Here is a 16307-nt window from a genome sequence, read left to right on the forward strand (position 1 = left end):
GCCGCCAACTCGAGCGTGCCGGTCATCAATGGTCTTTCCGATGACCTGCACCCTTGCCAGCTGATGGCCGACATGCAGACCTACCACGAACACCGCGGCAGCATTGCCGGCAAGACGGTGGCCTGGATCGGCGACGGTAACAACATGTGCAACACCTATATAGAAGCGGCCATCCAGTTCGACTTCCGGCTGAAGGTCGCCTGCCCCGAAGGTTACGAACCCGACGCCGAGCTGCTGGCACGCGCCGGCGAGCGTGTGCAGGTGCTGCGCGACCCACGCGAGGCAGCGGCGGGCGCCAACCTGATCAGCACCGACGTCTGGGCATCCATGGGCCAGGAAGATGAAGTGGCCGCGCGTCTGGCCACCTTCCGCCCCTATCAGGTAAACCGCGCGCTGCTCGACTGCGCCGCCGCGGACGTGCTGTTCATGCACTGCCTGCCGGCCCACCGTGGCGAGGAAATCAGTCACGATCTGCTCGATGATCCCCGCTCGGTCGCCTGGGATCAGGCCGAGAACCGCCTGCACGTGCAGAAGGCACTGCTGGAGTTTCTTGTCGAGCCGGCCTATCACCACGCATGAAACCTGAACTGCCGCTGCTACAACTGCGCGACCTGGCCTGCGGCTATGGTGAGCAGAGCATCGTTCAGCATCTCAACCTGCACCTGAATCGCGGCGACATCGGCTGCCTGTTGGGCCCATCCGGCTGCGGCAAGACCACCACGCTGCGCGCCATCGCCGGCTTCGAGCCCGTGCACCAGGGCGAGATCCAGCTAGCCGACACCGTCATTTCCCGTGCCGGCTTCACCCTGGCGCCGGAGAGGCGCCGCATCGGCATGGTGTTTCAGGATTACGCGCTGTTTCCGCACCTTACCGTGGCGGAGAACATTGCTTTCGGTATCCGCAAACAGCCCGATTGCGTGCGCATCGTCGACGAAATGCTCGAGCTGGTACACCTGAGCGCGCTCGGCAAGCGCTATCCCCACGAGCTCTCCGGCGGTCAGCAGCAGCGTGTGGCGCTGGCCCGGGCACTGGCGCCGGAACCGGCCTTGCTGCTGCTCGACGAGCCCTTCTCCAACCTCGATGTAGAGCTTCGCCGGCGCCTCAGCCACGAGGTGCGCGAGATCCTCAAGGCGCGCAAGACCAGCGCCATTCTGGTCACCCATGACCAAGAAGAAGCGTTCGCCGTCAGCGATCAGGTCGGCGTGTTCAAGGATGGTCGACTGGAGCAGTGGGACACGCCGTTCAACCTCTACCACGAACCGCTGACGCCCTTCGTCGCCAGCTTCATCGGCCAGGGTTATTTCATTCGCGGGCAACTGCTCGACCCGGAAACCGTGCAGACCGAGCTCGGTCCTATTCGCGGCAACCGTGCCTACAACTGGCCAAGCGGAAGCTCGGTGGACGTACTGCTGCGCCCGGATGACATCGTCTACCGCCCGGACAGCCCGTTGCGTGCACTGATCGTCGGCAAGACCTTCCTCGGCGCGTCCACGCTATACCGACTGCAACTGCCCACCGGCAACCAGCTGGTGGCGATCTTCACCAGCCATGCCGACTACCCCACCGGACAGGAAGTCGGCATCGCCATCGCCGCCGACCATCTCGTCATCTTTCCGGCGCAGGGCAGCGTTGCCGCCCACGAAACGCTGCAGCCGACAACGGCGGCGCGCTAACCCTTCTGCCGGCGCTGGCGAAAGAACTCGCTGAGCACCGTCCCGCACTCCTCGGCCAGCACGCCACCTTCGACCAGTACCCGGTGGTTGAGAAAGCCCTGATCGAAGAACTGACCACGACTGACAACCACGCCGGCCTTCGGCTCGGTGGCACCATAGACGACTCGCTGAACGCGCGAATGCACGATCAGCCCGGCGCACATGCTGCACGGCTCGAGCGTCACGTAGAGCGTACTACCGGGTAGCCGATAGTTCTGCAGCGCCTGCGCGGCAGCACGTATGGCGACCATCTCTGCATGGGCACTGGGGTCGTGGCGCGAAATCGGGCAATTGAAGCCGCGCCCGACGATCTGCCCCTCATGCACCAGCACAGCCCCCACCGGCACTTCGCCCAATGCGGCACCCTGCGCTGCCAGCGCCAGTGCTTCGCGCATGAACCGCTCGTCCTGGCTGCGATCGATGATCAGCGGTTTCCTCACGACTGCGCCCTACCCTGTTTCATACCACCTCGATTGCCGCCATCAGTCCGGTTTCCATATGGTCGATGACATGGCAGTGGAACATCCAGGTGCCCGGATTATCGGCGACCAGCGCGATGCGTGCCGTCTCGTTCTTGCCCAGCAGGTAGGTGTCAGTGAACCAGGGGTCGATCTTGCGTCGGTTGGACGAGATCACCTGGAAGGTCATGCCGTGCAGGTGGATCGGATGCTGATACTGACTGAGATTGCGCAGCTCGAAGATGTAATGGCCATTCTTTTTCAGCGTCGCGATCGGCCGTTCGGCGCAGCTCTTGTCGTTGATGTCCCACGCCTGGCCGTTGATCTGCCAGAATGTGTAGGCCGCCCCCTGCTCGACATCTGCCGACAGATGGCCGGCCCACTCGAAATTGAAGCGCAGCGTCTCGGCCCGCTGCAGGTCCGGCACCGCGACCGGGTTGGCCGGCAGCGCCGGCGGCCAGTCGCCAGCGGTTTCGTCATGGGCCACCGCGCGCAGCGTTGCCAGCCGCAACGGGCCGTTGCGCAAGGACAGCTCGGTGCCCGCCTGTGGCACCTTGAGCGCGAGGTCGATGCGCATGCCCGGGCCGAGCCAGTATTCCTTGCCCAGCGGACGCGGCGCTACCGGATGGCCGTCGAGGGCATAGACGCGCGCGTCGCCGCCCGGCAGGTTCAATCGATAGGTCAGCGTATTGTCGAGATTGAGCACGCGCAGCCGTACGACCTGCCCGGCCGGCAGATCCAGCAACGGGGCATGTCTGCCATTGACCGTCGACAGCACCCCAGGTGTGCCTCCGCGGGCCGCCTCGCGGGGCACGCTGAACTCGGTGAAGGCGCCCTGCTTGTCGATGTGCCAGCTCTTCAGATTGAGCGTGCGCTCGTGATGGAAGCCGCTCGGCTCACGCTCCTCTACGATCAGCGGGCCGACCAGCCCGCGTCCCAGCTGCGCGGCGCTGGTGGTGTGCGGGTGATACCAGAAGCTGCCGGCGTCGTGCAGCTGGAAGCGATAGTCGAAGAATTCGCCGGGCAGCACCGGCAGCTGCGACACATAGGGCACGCCGTCCATTTCCAGTGGCAGACGGATGCCGTGCCAGTGGATGGTGGTGGCCTCCGGCAGCTGATTGATGAAGCGCACACGCAACCAGTCGCCCTGGCGGCCGCGCAGCTCCAGCCCGGGCGCCTGCCCGCCATAGGCCCACGCCGGCGTAACGTGACCGGGCACCAGCTCGACATCCAGCGGCGCGGCGATCAACTCGTAATCATGGGTGGTGACATCGACCGGGCGACCGAGCCAGTAGCGCACGCCACTGCCGGCCAGACCGACAACACCGAGGCCGGCCAGGCCAGCGAGCACTTGTCTACGGGTAAAACGCATGAGAAAACCTGCTCCTGCACGACAAAGATGGCTCATCAGGGCGTCGAAAATTGAGCGCCTCGTCTGCGCGAGGTCGCGAGCACGAAACGAAACGGCCACACGATGGCTTCGCCCGGTTCGATGGCGCGCAAGGTTAGCGGAATACACCCACAGCGGCCATAGCGCTGCCTTGGGCGTCACCCTGCCGTCTCGGCAGCCCCGCCTTGCATTCTTTCTTCAAGGAACATCGCTTGTAGCAAAGTCGCGAAGCGCGAACCCAGATTGTTCTGCGGTCGATGATCGGCGTACAGCAGATAGCTGGTGAAACTGAAATCGGCAGCGAACGGACGCACCTCGATGCCCGCATGTAGGTAGCCCTGCGCCACCAGGGGGCTGACGATACTCACCCCGAGCCCAGTACCGACCATGGCGCAGATGATCGCAGCATAGGGCGCCTCGAGGCTTAGCTTGCGACGATCCCCATGCTGCAGAAACAGCCGATCGATGCGGCGCCGAGTGCCGTCGTCGTGCGCCAGCGAGACGAACTCCTCCCCGGCGAGATCATCGATCCCGACGCGCTCCAACGCCGCTAGGCGATGCCCTTTGGGGAAGATGCACACCGCAGGCAAGTCGCCGATCAGACGTGCCCGCACCCCAGGGGTTTCCTCACCGATGAACGACACTAGGCCGAAATCGCAGAACTGCGAAGCGACCCAGCGCGCTACCGTCGTCGAGTCGCTGGTATGCAGCGAGATTGCGACCTGCTCATGACCTTCGCGAAAGCGCTGGATGGCCCGTGGCAGCACGGAAAGGGACAGCGACGGCACGGCGCCTATGCGTATCCGCCCGGTGCCGAGCTGGCGAATGTGCCGCGCCGAGTGCTCAAGGTTGCGCAGGCCGATGAACGCTCTGTCCACTTCGTTGAAGAATGCCGTGCCCTCATCGGTTGGGACCAGCCGGCTGCCTATTCGCTCGAACAGGGAAAAACCGTTGAGGCGCTCCAGTTGCGCGATCAACCGGCTGATATTGGGCTGTGACGTATGCAGCGCTTCGGCCGCAGCGGTCATGGAGCCGGACAGCATCACGGCCCGGAAGGCTTCCACCTGCTTGAAGTTCACGGCATCCCCATATCATTTATGCATGGACACGTGGCGTATTGGCATTTGTCAGTATGAGCCATTCCCTTTAAAACTTCAGCCAAGGCCCGCGCCAATGTGATCGGAACGCACGGCGAGGCTCATATCAACGTTCCGCTACTCCTAACTGCCATGGTTCCGCTCGAGCTCAGGCTCACCCATTGCGATAACAAAAAACAGGAGACACCTATGCCATCGTTCCCCACGCTTCAGCTCGCCCTTGTGGTCGTCACTTCGCTCGGATTCGCCGCCCATTCGGTGGCCGCTGAGGGCATGCCGCCCGTGCCGTCATCCATCAGCAAACAGGACAAGTTGCGCGCAGGCGTGCGCTGTGACCAACCACCTTACGGCTACCAGGACAACAACGGCAACTTCGCCGGAGTCGAGGTGGAAATGTCCCGGCAGATCGCCGAATGGGCGCTCGGCTCCAAGGACAAGGTAACCTTTACCTGCGTTACCGCGGAGAACCGCGTGCCTCAGCTGCTCGGCCACAAGGTCGACCTGTTGATCGCCACTCTGGGTGTTACCCCGGAGCGCCAGCGCGTGATCGCCTTCACCCAGCCCTATCGCTGGGGTGCTAGTGACGTATTGGTCCGCAAGGACAGCGGCATCGAAAAGATCGACGACCTCAAGGGCAAGACCCTGGCAACACTCAAGGGCTCGGTGCAGGCCAAGTGGTTCGAAGAGCGTATGCCAGAAGTAAAGACCCTGCGCCTGAACAGTGCCGCCGATGCGCTGCAGAGCTTCCGACAGGGCCGCGCCGACGCTTACACCCACGACGCCGCGACCCTGGTAGTGGTGACCGGCAATGACGATTCGCTGCGCTTGGTCCAGGAGCCGTTCCAGATCTCCGACGCCGCCATCGGCCTGCGCAAGGGCGAGGACGAATGGCAAACCTACCTTTCCACCGCCGTCGAGCGCATGCACGAGGAGCGGCTCTTCCGCCCGTGGATCGAGCAATACGTCCCGGAAGCCATCCGCGGCTACTACCTGAGCGTGTTCGAGCAGCCCAAGCCCGAAGAATCCCACTGATCGGCGGTTTCCCATGAGCTTCGATTTCGACTACCTGCTCACGCAGTGGCCTGCCCTGCTCGACGGGTTATGGATGACCCTCCAGGTTTCGGCACTGAGCATCGTCCTGTCGCTGCTGATCGGCGTGCTGGGTGCCGGCGTTAGGCTGTTCAAGCTGCCAGTGCTGTCACAACTGGTGGTGCTCTATGTCGAGCTGATCCGCAACACGCCGATTCTGGTACAGCTGTTCTTCATCTTCTACGGCCTGCCTGCCGTGGGCATGAAGCTGTCGCTGTACTGGTCGGGCGTGCTCTGCCTGTCACTCTGGGCGGGCGCCTACCAGATCGAGAATCTGCGCGGGGGCCTGGCCACAATCGACAAGGGACTGCGGGAGGCCGGGATGGCGCTCAACCTGCAGTCGCGGCAGTTCTTCCGCCTGATCGCGGTGCCCATCGCGTTTCGCATCAGCCTGCCGGCCATGCTCAACACGGCCATCTCGCTACTGAAGAACTCGGCATACCTGCAGACCATCGGACTGGCCGAGCTGACCTTCGTCGCGGTGGACCGTATCGCCACGGATTTCCGCGCCATCGAGATGTTCGCAGCCATCTGCGTGATCTACCTCGCTCTGGTGGCGGTCCTAGCGCTGCTCGCGGGACGCCTCGAAGCACGCCTGCAACGCCCCTTCCAACAATGAGGCCGCCATGGAATTCGTGATCGAGAACTGGGGGTTCATTTCCAAGGGCCTGCTCATGACCCTGAAGCTGGCACTGGTGATTCTGATGTTCACCACGCTGATTTCAGTCGTGCTCGGCACCTTGGCCACGGTGAAGAACCGCCCGCTAAGCTGGGCGATCCACGGTTACGTAGAGCTGTTCCGCTCGATACCGCTGATCGTCAACGTGTTCTTCATTTTCTTCGGCGCGCCGTTGTTGGGGATCAACCTTAGCCCCTTCGCCGCGGTGACCCTTGGCCTGACCTTGTGGGGCAGCGCCAACGGCATAGAAATCGTGCGCGGCGGCCTGCTCTCGGTGCCGCGGCACCAGTGGAAGAGCGCCTGGGCGCTCGGCCTGCGGCCCTGGCACATCTATGTGTACATCGTCGTGCCGCAGTCGCTCAAGGCGATCCTGCCGGCTTATACCGGCCTGCTGACCCTGCTGGTGCAGGCCACGTCACTGGGTGCGCTGGTCGGTGTCAGCGAGTTCCTCAAGGTCGGCCAGATCATCGTCGAGCGCAGCACCATGATGGGGGGCGTGAACCCCGCCTTCACGGTGTATAGCGTGGTCCTGCTCGTCTACTTCGTCATTTGCAGCGCGCTGACCTGGCTCAGCCGCTACCTCGAACGTCGCCTGGGCCGCAATGCGTCCCGACTCGGCCAACCTCAGCCCTGATGTCCAGAAGGCCTATTCCCATGCTCGAATCCAAAGTCAGCCGTCGACTCAAGGAACCCACCGCAGCGGAAGTCTGCGACCTCATCTACGCACCGCGCCTCGCAGGGTTCGCCGACGGCTTCGGCTATCTCGGTGACGTCAACAAGGCCCATATCGTCATGCTTGCCGAATGCGGCCTGATAGACGCGCCAGTGGCCGTCGCCCTGGCTCGCGGCGTGCTCGAAATGGAGCAGGTCGGCCCGCAAGCCGTGACGCTCGATCCGCTGCGCGAAGACGCCTATTTCAACTACGAGGCACACCTGATCGAGAAGGTCGGCACCGACGTCGGCGGGCGTCTGCACATCGGACGCAGCCGCAACGATTTGCTGGCGACCCTGGACCGCCTGCGCGGTCGCGACGTCCTCATGGACCTGCTCGACGCGCTTTACAACGTGCGCCAGAGCGCCCTGGACGCCGCGGCGAAATACACCGACGCGATCATGCCGGGCTACACCCACCTGCAACCAGCACAGCCGATCACCTTCGGTTTCTACCTATCCGGCGTTGCCCAGGCCCTAGAACGTGACTGCCTGCGCCTGGCCGCGACCCTCGACAGCATGAACCGTAGCCCCATGGGTGCCGCCGCCTTCGCCGGCACGCCGTTCGCCATCAACCGTGCGCGCACCGCCGAGCTGCTAGGTTTCGACGGCTTCCTGGAAAACACCCTGGACGCGGTCGGCTCGCGGGATTTCGCCTTGGAAAGCATGGCGCAGATGACGCTCCTGGCGGTGTTCTGGAGCCGCGTGGCGCAAGACTTCTTCGTCTGGTCGACCCACGAGTTCGCACTCATCGATTTCCCGGACAGCGTCGCCGGCACGTCCAGCATCATGCCGCAGAAGAAGAACCCGGTGGTCCTGGAGTACCTCAAGGGGCGTACCGGGCAGATACTCGGCTCACTGGTCGCCTCAGCCGCAACCATCAAAGGCACAAACTTCACCCATACCGGCGACGGCAATCGCGAGAGCATGCGCGGCTTCTGGGAGTCGGCGCAGGAATGCCAGCAATGCCTGACCCTGCTGGATCTGGTCCTGCGGACCGCGCGGCCGAATCTGGAAACCGGGCTGCGCAAGGCGGCGGAAGACTTCTCCACCGCTACTGGCTTGGCCGACCTAATGGTCAGCGCGGCCGACCTCTCTTTCCGCGAGGCGCACCACGTCGTCGGCGCAGTGGTACGCCAGGCGATGGACGATGGGCTGCCGGCAAGTCGCATCGACAGCGCGATGGTCGAACGCGCTGCCCAGCAGCAACTTGGCCGCTCCCTAGGCCTGGACGAACAGCAGGTTCGCGAGGCTCTGGACCCGATCACCAATGTCAGTTCGCGCAGCCTGCCCGGCGGTCCGGCGGCCAGTGCCCAACGCGTACAGATCGATGCCGCGCGCCAACGCCTGGAGCAGGAGCGAGCCAGTCACGCAGGTCGTCGCCAGCGCCAGAGCGAGGCGCAGCAGGCACTGCAAGCCGCCACCGAGAGGCTCGCACAATCATGACCACCTTGATGACCGTACGCGGCCTGCGCAAACGCTTTGGCGACACCGAGGTCATCCAGGACGTCGATCTCGATATACACGAAGGCGAAGTAGTGGTGGTTATCGGGCCCAGCGGCTCGGGCAAATCCACCCTGATCCGTTGCCTGAACGCCCTGGAACCGGCGACGGCTGGCGAGATCACGCTGACCGGTTCGAACAGCAGCCGTGAATCGATGGCCCGGCTGCGCGACGAGGTCGGCATGGTGTTCCAGGACTACACCCTGTTTTCGCACCTGAGCATCCTGCGCAACATGACCCTGGCACCGATGAAGCTGCGCGGCCTGTCCCGCGCCGATGCCGAGGCCATGGCGATGAAACTGCTGGAACGGGTCGGCCTGGCGCACAAGGCGCAAGCCATGCCAGCCGAACTCTCGGGTGGTCAGCAGCAACGGGTGGCCATCGTCCGGGCGCTGGCCATGCAGCCCCGGCTGATGCTGTTCGACGAGCCAACCTCGGCGCTTGACCCCGAGACGGTCAATGAGGTGCTGCAGGTAATGAAGGAACTGGCCGCTGAGGGCATGACCATGGTGGTGGTCACCCACGAGATGGGCTTCGCGCGGGAAGTAGCCGACCGAGCGATCTTTTTCGACGGCGGCAGGATCGTCGAATGCGCAGCACCCACCCAGTTGTTTTCCGCGCCGCGCGAAGAGCGCACGCGCCAGTTTCTCACCCATGTCTTGAAGTGAGCGATCCCATGCCCGATGCCCCAATTATCGAGATAGACGGCTTGAACAAGTGGTACGGTGCCTTTCATGCCCTGAACGACGTGAGCCTGCGGGTCGCTCCTGGGGAAAGACTAGTGATCTGCGGCCCCAGCGGCTCGGGGAAGTCGACCCTGATCCGCTGCATCAACTCGCTGGAGCCCTTCCAGCGCGGCCGACTCGAAGTGGCGGGCATCGCCCTCGACGACACACCCTCAACCATCACCCGCGTACGTGACCACGTGGGCATGGTGTTCCAGAACTTCCACCTGTTCCCGCACTTGAGTATCGCCGAGAACTGCGCTCTGGCGCCGATTCACGTGCTCGGCATGGACAAGCGTGCAGCGCGCGAGCGAGCCGTGCAACAGCTAGAGAAATTGCGCATCGCCGATAAGGCAGACTGTTATCCGGCGCAGCTTTCGGGCGGCCAGCAACAGCGCGCCGCCATAGCCAGGGCGCTGTGCCTGGAACCCAGAATCATGCTATTCGACGAGCCGACATCTGCACTCGATCCGGAGATGGTCGGCGAAGTGCTCGACTCCATGGTCGCGCTGGCCGAGTCGGGCATGACCATGTTGGTGGTCACCCATGAAATGGGCTTCGCCCGGCAGGTCGCCGACCGCGTGGTATTCATGGATGCTGGCGCGATTGTTGAGACCGCGGCACCAGAAGGCTTCTTCGCCCACCCTCAGAGCGAGCGAGCCCGGCAATTCCTGTCAAAGATCATTCACTGAGATTGCGGTCAGCTGACCCAATGCAACGAACCCCGGCTAGCCGGGGTTCTTCATCAGCGCCAGGGCGCATGCCCCTGCAATCATTCCCACTCGATCGTGGCCGGCGGCTTGCTCGACACATCGTAGGTGACGCGGGAAATGCCTTCGATTTCGTTGATGATGCGGTTGGACACCTTCTCCAGCAACTCGTATGGCAGGTGCGCCCAGCGCGCGGTCATGAAGTCGATGGTTTCCACAGCGCGCAGCGCGACGACCCAGGCATAGCGGCGGCCGTCGCCGACCACGCCGACCGACTTCACCGGCTGGAATACTACGAAAGCCTGGCTGACCTTGTGGTACCAGTCGGCGTTGCGCAGTTCGCTGATGAAGATGTCGTCGGCGCGACGCAGCAGGTCGGCGTATTCCTTCTTCACCTCGCCGAGGATACGCACACCCAGGCCCGGGCCCGGGAAGGGGTGGCGGTAGACCATGTCGTAGGGCAGGCCGAGTTCGAGGCCGATCTTGCGCACTTCGTCCTTGAACAGCTCACGCAGCGGCTCGACCAGCTTGAGGTTCATCTCTTCCGGCAGGCCACCAACGTTGTGGTGCGACTTGATCACATGGGCCTTGCCGCTCTTGGCGCCTGCCGACTCGATGACGTCGGGGTAGATGGTGCCCTGGGCAAGGAACTGGATGTTCGGCAGTTTGCTGGCCTCGGCATCGAACACGTCGATGAAGGTACGGCCGATGATCTTGCGCTTCTTCTCCGGGTCCGCCTCGCCTTCGAGGTTGCCTAGGAACTGCGCCTCGGCATCGGCACGGATCACCTTGACGCCCATGTTCTCGGCGAACATGGCCATCACCTGGTCACCCTCGTGCAGGCGCAGCAGGCCGTTGTCGACGAATACGCAGGTCAGCTGGTCGCCGATCGCCTTGTGCAGCAGCGCCGCGACCACCGACGAATCCACACCGCCGGAGAGGCCGAGCAGCACGTTGGCGTCGCCGACCTGGGCACGCACCTGGGCGATGGCGTCCTCGACGATGTTCGACGGGGTCCACAGTGCTTCGCAGCCGCAGATTTCCAGGATGAAGCGCGACAGGATGCGGCCGCCCTGGCGGGTGTGGGTCACTTCCGGGTGGAACTGCACACCGTAATAGCCGCGGGCATCGTCGCCCATGGCGGCGATCGGGCAGCTCGGGGTGCTGGCCAGGATATGGAAGCCGGCCGGAATCTCGGTGACCTTGTCACCGTGGCTCATCCACACGTCGAGACCGAACACGCCATCGTCGTCCATGTGGTCTTCGATGCCGTCGAACAGCCGGGACTTGCCCACCAGATCGACGCGGGCATAGCCGAACTCGCGCACGTCCGAGCCCTGCACCTTGCCGCCGAGCTGCTCGGACATGGTCTGCATGCCGTAGCAGATGCCGAACAGCGGCACGCCCAGGTCGAACACCGCCTGCGGTGCACGCGGGCTGCCCGCTTCATGAACGGACTCAGGGCCGCCTGCGAGGATGATGCCGCGTGGCGCGAAGGCACGGATGTCGTCCTCGCTCATGTCCCACGGATGCAGCTCGCAATACACGCCGATCTCGCGCACGCGGCGGGCGATCAGCTGGGTGTACTGGGAACCGAAGTCGAGAATCAGAATGCGGTGAGCGTGGATGTCAGGATGAGACATGGAGCCTTCCTTCGGAAAGAGCTTGAAGCTGAAAGCCGAAAGCTGGAAGCGCAGACCGGATCGTGCAATATCCGGTCTCCACCTTCCAGCTTCCAGCGCCTGTCAATCGAGGCTTATCAACCGACGCGGTAGTTCGGCGCCTCTTTGGTGATCTGCACGTCGTGCACGTGCGATTCGGCCATGCCGGCACCGGTGATGCGCACGAACTGCGGCCGGGTGCGCATCTCGTCGATGGTGGCGCTGCCGGTGTAGCCCATGGAAGCGCGCAGGCCACCCATCAGCTGATGGATGATCGCCGACAGCGAACCCTTGTACGGCACACGGCCCTCGATGCCCTCGGGTACCAGTTTCTCGGCACCGGCGGACGAGTCCTGGAAGTAACGGTCCGAGGAGCCCTGGGCCTGGGACATGGCTCCCAGCGAACCCATCCCACGGTAGGCCTTGTAGGAGCGGCCCTGGAACAGTTCGATCTCGCCCGGCGCTTCCTCGGTACCGGCGAACATTGAACCCATCATCACTGCGTTGGCACCAGCGACGATGGCCTTGGACAGGTCACCGGAGAAGCGGATGCCGCCGTCGGCGATCATCGGCACGCCGGTGCCTTCCAGCGCGGCGGAAACGTTGGCGATGGCGGAGATCTGCGGCACGCCGACGCCGGCGACGATGCGGGTGGTGCAGATCGAGCCCGGACCGATGCCGACCTTGACCGCGTCGGCGCCAGCCTTGACCAAGTCCAGCGCGGCTTCGGCGGTGGCGATGTTGCCGCCGATCACCTGCACCTGCGGGAAGTTCTCCTTCACCCAGCGCACGCGATCGATCACGCCACGGGAATGGCCATGGGCGGTATCCACCACCACCACGTCGACGCCGGCCGCAGCCAGCGCCTCGACGCGGTCACCAGTGTCGGCGCCGGTACCGACCGCCGCGCCGACGCGCAGGCGGCCCTGGCTGTCCTTGGACGCCAGCGGGTAGGTCTTGGCCTTCTCGATATCACGGAAGGTCACAAGGCCGCGCAGGTGGAAGTTGGCGTCGACCACCAGCATCTTTTCGATGCGGTGCTTGTAGAGTTCGGTCTTGATTTCTTCCAGGCCGGTGCCTTCGAGCACGGTGACCAGCTTTTCCTTGGGCGTCATGATCGCCGCGACGGAATCACCGGCGTTCGGCGTGAAGCGCAGGTCACGACCGGTGACGATGCCCACCAGCTCTTTGCCGGATACCACCGGGAAGCCGGAGAAGCCCAGTTCATGGGCCTTGCGCAGCAGCTCGCTGATCTTGGTTTCCGGGGTGACGGTGACCGGGTCGTGGACGATGGCAGTCTCGTGGCGCTTGACCTTGCGCACCTCGGCAGCCTGCTGCTCGATGCTCATGTTCTTGTGGATGATGCCAATGCCACCTTCCTGCGCCATGGCGATGGCCAGGCGGGCTTCGGTGACGGTGTCCATGGCAGCGGAAACCAGCGGAATGTTCAGCTCGATTTCGCGGGTCAGGCGGGTCTTGAGGCTGACATCCTTCGGCAGAACCTCGGAATATCCCGGGATCAGGAGAACATCATCGAAAGTCAGGGCTTCTTGGCTGATACGCAGCATGGCGGGGGCTCCCAGGCGGGAAAAAGGAAGCGCGGCATTATACCCACGCACCCCCTTGCGCTCAATGCGGATGTGAGCGACGGCACGAACGACGACAGGCACAGCCTCGCCGGAGTGACCGACCGGTCACGGTCGATCGATCACCAGCGCCACGGCAAACCCCAGGCGCTCGGCGAACTCGTCGAGAAACGCCTGAGTGAAACCGGCCTCGCCCCAGCCATTGAAAATGAAGCCCAGGTTGGAGAAGGCACACGCCGGGATGAACAGGAAACCGTTGATGTCGTCCTCGTGGCCGCATTCCGGGCAGGTGAAGTTGTCGGTCTGCCGCGGCATCCACTCGTCCAGGCTTTCGAACAGCGCCTCGCCGATTTCACGCCGGCACTCGGGGCAACCGGCTTCCTCGGCGAAGCCCTGCGTCGGGGTGTAAATGCAGCGCTTGGTGACCACCTCAAGGCCGTTGATGGCCTCGCCAAAGGGCAAGCGCTCCGGATGCTGCACGACGCTGCGCGCGCCGGAAGCGATGGCGTAGCCCATGCCGCCAACACCGTGGCCACAGGTGGTCGGCAGCGACTCGACGATGCGCCGCTCGGCCAGCCAACGCAGAATCATCCGCGCCTTGGCTTCGGGCGCCGGGAACGTGGAAATGCGCGGCACGATGATGGCTTGACTGTGGCTCATGACGGCTCGAAACCGGAGATGGAGAAAGGCCGCGCAGCTTAGCGCCGCCCGTTGGCTGGTCAAGGCCCGCTGGACGGACGCCAAGCAGATTCGGTTTCCGCTTGGCCGCGCGCGGCTTATCATCGCCGCCATGCTCAAAGATCCCTTCCAGCGCCTCAATCTCGATCGCGAAGTGCTGACCGTCAGTCAGCTCAACGGTCGCGCCCGCCTGTTGCTCGAGGACGTGTTCGCCCAGGTCTGGGTCGAAGGCGAGATTTCCAACCTCGCCCGTCCCGCCTCCGGCCACGTCTATTTCACCCTCAAGGACAGGAACGCCCAGGTGCGCTGCGCCCTGTTCCGCCAGAATGCCGCGCGCATCCGTCAGGTACTGCGCGACGGCCTGGCGGTGCGGGTGCGTGGCAAGGTCTCGCTGTTCGAAGGCCGTGGCGACTATCAGCTGATTCTCGACATGCTGGAGCCGGCCGGCGACGGCGCACTGCGCCTGGCCTTCGAAGCGCTGAAGGAAAAGCTCGCCGCCGAAGGCCTGTTCTCCGCCGAGCGCAAGGCCGCCCTGCCCGCTCATCCGCGGCGCATCGGCATCGTCAGCTCACCGACCGGCGCAGTGATCCGCGACATCATCTCGGTGTTTCGCCGCCGCGCACCGCAGGTGGAGCTGACGCTGATCCCCACCGCCGTACAGGGCCGCGAAGCCACTGGGCAGATCGTCCGTGCGCTGCAGCTGGCGGACGCCCAGGGCTTCGACGCCCTGATCCTCGCCCGCGGCGGCGGCTCGCTGGAAGATCTCTGGTGCTTCAACGAGGAAGCCGTGGCGCGTGCGGTGGATGCCTGCGTCACGCCGATCGTCTGCGCGGTTGGCCATGAGACCGATGTGTCCATCGCCGACTTCGTCGCCGATGTGCGCGCCCCGACGCCGTCCGCGGCGGCAGAGCTGCTTGCGCCTAGCAGTGCCGATCTGCAGCAGCGGCTAAACGGCCTGCAGCAACGTCTGGTACTGCGCATGCGTGACCGCCTGCACCGCGACGCCATGCGCCTGGATGGCCTGACCCGCCGCCTGCGCCATCCCGGCGAACGTCTGCAGCAGCAGGCCCAGCGTATCGATGACCTGGAGCAGCGCCTGCTGCGTGCCCTGGACCGCCGCCTGTGCAGTGGCCAGGAGCGCCTGGCCCGACTGGAAACACGCCTGGCCGCGCAGCATCCGGGGCGCACGCTGAATCTGCTGCGCCAGCGCCTCGACCATCTGTCCTCGCGCCTGCCGCGGGCGATGCAGGCCAATATTAAAGGCCGCCGCCAGCAGCTGCAGGGCCTGGCCCAGACGCTCAACGTGGTCAGCCCGCTGGCCACGCTCAGCCGCGGCTACAGCATCCTGCTCGACGACCGCGGCCAAGCGATCCGCAGCGCCAGCCAGACGCAACCCGGCCAGCGCCTCAAGGCCAGGCTCGGCGACGGCGAGCTCGACGTACGCGTGGAGGACAATCATCTGCAACCGGTCACCCTGCCGCTGCTCTAAGCAAGGGCAATCTCCTGACATTCTTGGCCCTTTCTCTTGCCGGAGGTTTACGCGAGGATGGGCCGTTTCCTGCAACGGACCCATCCATGTCTCGCGTCTTCGCCCTGCTGTTCGCCCTCTCCCTCGCATTGCCTGCCCACGCCGAAGGCTTCATCACCCGCCTGCTGAACAAACCGGTGCCCGGCGGCGTCGCCGTGATCGAACTCGGCAACGGCCCCAGCGCACCGCAGGCCCGCTATCAGGGCAAGCCGACCCTGGTGGTGCGCGAGGATGGCGAGCGCTGGATCGCCATCGTCGGCATCCCGCTGTCGGCAAAGGCCGGCCCCCAGCAGCTGGAGGTCGATGGCCGCAGCACCAGCTTCCAGGTTGGCAACCGCGACTATCGCGCGCAGCACATCACCCTGAAGAACCAGCGTCAGGTCAACCCGAACCCCGCAGACCTCAAGCGCATCGAGCGTGAACTGGATGAGCAGAACCGCGCCTACCGGCAGTTCAGCACCCGCCAGCCGAGCAATCTGTTGTTCGACCGCCCGGTGGACGGCCCGCTGTCCTCGCCGTTCGGCCTGCGCCGTTTCTTCAACGGCGAGGAGCGCAACCCGCACTCGGGCCTGGATTTCGCCGCCAAGACCGGCACCCCGATCAAGGCGCCGGCGGCCGGCCAGGTCATACTCACCGGCGACTATTTCTTCAACGGCAAGACCGTGTTCGTCGACCACGGTCAGGGGCTGATCAGCATGTTCTGTCACCTGTCCGAAATCGGCGTGAAGGTCGGCGATCAGCTGGCGCGCGGCCAGGTTCTCGGCAAGGTCGGCGCGACCG

General features: G+C 64.4%; 15 protein-coding genes and 1 pseudogene. 10 read left to right on the top strand and 6 right to left on the bottom strand.

All coding sequences use genetic code 11. From position 1 onward, the window contains the following. A pseudogene (locus tag B3B04_RS11145) lies at window positions 1-579 on the top strand (ornithine carbamoyltransferase); the annotation flags it as partial. Next, window positions 576-1673 carry an ABC transporter ATP-binding protein gene (locus tag B3B04_RS11150; protein ID WP_292042949.1) on the top strand — a complete coding sequence of 366 codons (1098 nt, stop codon included), beginning with the start codon at window positions 576-578 and terminating at the stop codon, window positions 1671-1673. The pseudogene B3B04_RS11145 and the gene B3B04_RS11150, both read left to right, overlap by 4 nt. Here B3B04_RS11150 and tadA read toward each other — a convergent pair. The 3 genes from tadA to B3B04_RS11165 all read right to left on the bottom strand — a co-directional run bounded on the left by tadA (window position 1670) and on the right by B3B04_RS11165 (window position 4639). Next, entirely contained in the window at window positions 1670-2152 is a 483-nt protein-coding gene (tadA, locus tag B3B04_RS11155; RefSeq protein ID WP_019406722.1) for a tRNA adenosine(34) deaminase TadA, read from the bottom strand. The two genes, B3B04_RS11150 and tadA, sit on opposite strands and share 4 nt — an antisense overlap. A gap of 19 nt (window positions 2153-2171) precedes the next feature. After that, complete coding sequence (locus B3B04_RS11160; protein ID WP_292042956.1) at window positions 2172-3542, bottom strand: multicopper oxidase family protein; 1371 nt, start codon at window positions 3540-3542, stop codon at window positions 2172-2174. A 176-nt stretch (window positions 3543-3718) separates the two neighbouring features. Continuing rightward, window positions 3719-4639: a LysR substrate-binding domain-containing protein gene (locus tag B3B04_RS11165; RefSeq protein WP_013983614.1), complete on the bottom strand. Its 921-nt coding sequence runs from the start codon at window positions 4637-4639 to the stop codon at window positions 3719-3721. A 207-nt stretch (window positions 4640-4846) separates the two neighbouring features. Between B3B04_RS11165 and B3B04_RS11170 the strand changes: the two genes are divergently transcribed. From B3B04_RS11170 to B3B04_RS11195, 6 genes are read left to right on the top strand one after another with little or no spacing between them, the layout of a single operon-like run. Further along, entirely contained in the window at window positions 4847-5689 is an 843-nt protein-coding gene (locus tag B3B04_RS11170) for a transporter substrate-binding domain-containing protein (protein ID WP_292042977.1), read from the top strand. A 13-nt stretch (window positions 5690-5702) separates the two neighbouring features. After that, window positions 5703-6365, top strand: coding sequence for an amino acid ABC transporter permease (locus B3B04_RS11175; protein WP_013983616.1), 663 nt, complete (start codon window positions 5703-5705; stop codon window positions 6363-6365). A 7-nt stretch (window positions 6366-6372) separates the two neighbouring features. Next, complete coding sequence (locus B3B04_RS11180) at window positions 6373-7059, top strand: amino acid ABC transporter permease (RefSeq protein WP_079328777.1); 687 nt, start codon at window positions 6373-6375, stop codon at window positions 7057-7059. Between the two features lie 20 nt (window positions 7060-7079). Then, window positions 7080-8582, top strand: a complete 1503-nt coding sequence (argH, locus tag B3B04_RS11185) for an argininosuccinate lyase (RefSeq protein WP_019406724.1) — start codon at window positions 7080-7082, stop codon at window positions 8580-8582. 5 nt (window positions 8583-8587) lie between these two features. Continuing rightward, the gene (locus tag B3B04_RS11190) at window positions 8588-9307 is read left to right on the top strand and encodes an amino acid ABC transporter ATP-binding protein (RefSeq protein WP_170824439.1); all 720 of its coding nucleotides are present in this window, start codon (window positions 8588-8590) and stop codon (window positions 9305-9307) included. A gap of 23 nt (window positions 9308-9330) precedes the next feature. After that, window positions 9331-10056 carry an amino acid ABC transporter ATP-binding protein gene (locus tag B3B04_RS11195; RefSeq protein WP_026012532.1) on the top strand — a complete coding sequence of 242 codons (726 nt, stop codon included), beginning with the start codon at window positions 9331-9333 and terminating at the stop codon, window positions 10054-10056. 80 nt (window positions 10057-10136) lie between these two features. Here the strand turns inward: B3B04_RS11195 and guaA are convergent, their stop codons facing one another. The 3 genes from guaA to B3B04_RS11210 form a co-directional block, all read right to left on the bottom strand. Then, window positions 10137-11717, bottom strand: coding sequence for a glutamine-hydrolyzing GMP synthase (gene guaA / locus B3B04_RS11200; protein WP_011914102.1), 1581 nt, complete (start codon window positions 11715-11717; stop codon window positions 10137-10139). Window positions 11718-11833: 116 nt separating this feature from the next. Next, a complete protein-coding gene (gene guaB, locus B3B04_RS11205) occupies window positions 11834-13303 on the bottom strand; it encodes an IMP dehydrogenase (protein WP_013983621.1) in 1470 nt (489 codons plus the stop codon). A gap of 126 nt (window positions 13304-13429) precedes the next feature. Further along, window positions 13430-13981, bottom strand: coding sequence for a hypothetical protein (locus B3B04_RS11210; protein ID WP_292043025.1), 552 nt, complete (start codon window positions 13979-13981; stop codon window positions 13430-13432). On the opposite strand from B3B04_RS11210, the gene xseA reads away from it, so the two are divergent. Both xseA and B3B04_RS11220 read left to right on the top strand, forming a co-directional pair. Beyond that, window positions 13980-15488, top strand: coding sequence for an exodeoxyribonuclease VII large subunit (gene xseA / locus B3B04_RS11215; RefSeq protein WP_292043026.1), 1509 nt, complete (start codon window positions 13980-13982; stop codon window positions 15486-15488). The genes B3B04_RS11210 and xseA overlap by 2 nt on opposite strands. An 86-nt stretch (window positions 15489-15574) precedes the next feature. Continuing rightward, window positions 15575-16307: peptidoglycan DD-metalloendopeptidase family protein (locus B3B04_RS11220; RefSeq protein ID WP_292043028.1), on the top strand; the 733-nt coding region annotated here is incomplete at its 3' end.

Source organism: Brevundimonas sp. UBA5713, assembly GCF_002419815.1.
Lineage (GTDB): Bacteria > Pseudomonadota > Alphaproteobacteria > Caulobacterales > Caulobacteraceae > Brevundimonas.

What these genes read in the sequence shown, in the direction of transcription:
- B3B04_RS11150 (WP_292042949.1), top strand. Translation starts at nt 576, where the DNA reads ATGAAACCTGAACTGCCGCTGCTACAACTGCGCGACCTGGCCTGCGGC.
- B3B04_RS11160 (WP_292042956.1), bottom strand. Translation starts at nt 3,542, where the DNA reads ATGCGTTTTACCCGTAGACAAGTGCTCGCTGGCCTGGCCGGCCTCGGT.
- B3B04_RS11170 (WP_292042977.1), top strand. Translation starts at nt 4,847, where the DNA reads ATGCCATCGTTCCCCACGCTTCAGCTCGCCCTTGTGGTCGTCACTTCG.
- B3B04_RS11175 (WP_013983616.1), top strand. Translation starts at nt 5,703, where the DNA reads ATGAGCTTCGATTTCGACTACCTGCTCACGCAGTGGCCTGCCCTGCTC.
- B3B04_RS11180 (WP_079328777.1), top strand. Translation starts at nt 6,373, where the DNA reads ATGGAATTCGTGATCGAGAACTGGGGGTTCATTTCCAAGGGCCTGCTC.
- argH (WP_019406724.1), top strand. Translation starts at nt 7,080, where the DNA reads ATGCTCGAATCCAAAGTCAGCCGTCGACTCAAGGAACCCACCGCAGCG.
- guaA (WP_011914102.1), bottom strand. Translation starts at nt 11,717, where the DNA reads ATGTCTCATCCTGACATCCACGCTCACCGCATTCTGATTCTCGACTTC.
- guaB (WP_013983621.1), bottom strand. Translation starts at nt 13,303, where the DNA reads ATGCTGCGTATCAGCCAAGAAGCCCTGACTTTCGATGATGTTCTCCTG.
- xseA (WP_292043026.1), top strand. Translation starts at nt 13,980, where the DNA reads ATGACGGCTCGAAACCGGAGATGGAGAAAGGCCGCGCAGCTTAGCGCC.
- B3B04_RS11210 (WP_292043025.1), bottom strand. Translation starts at nt 13,981, where the DNA reads ATGAGCCACAGTCAAGCCATCATCGTGCCGCGCATTTCCACGTTCCCG.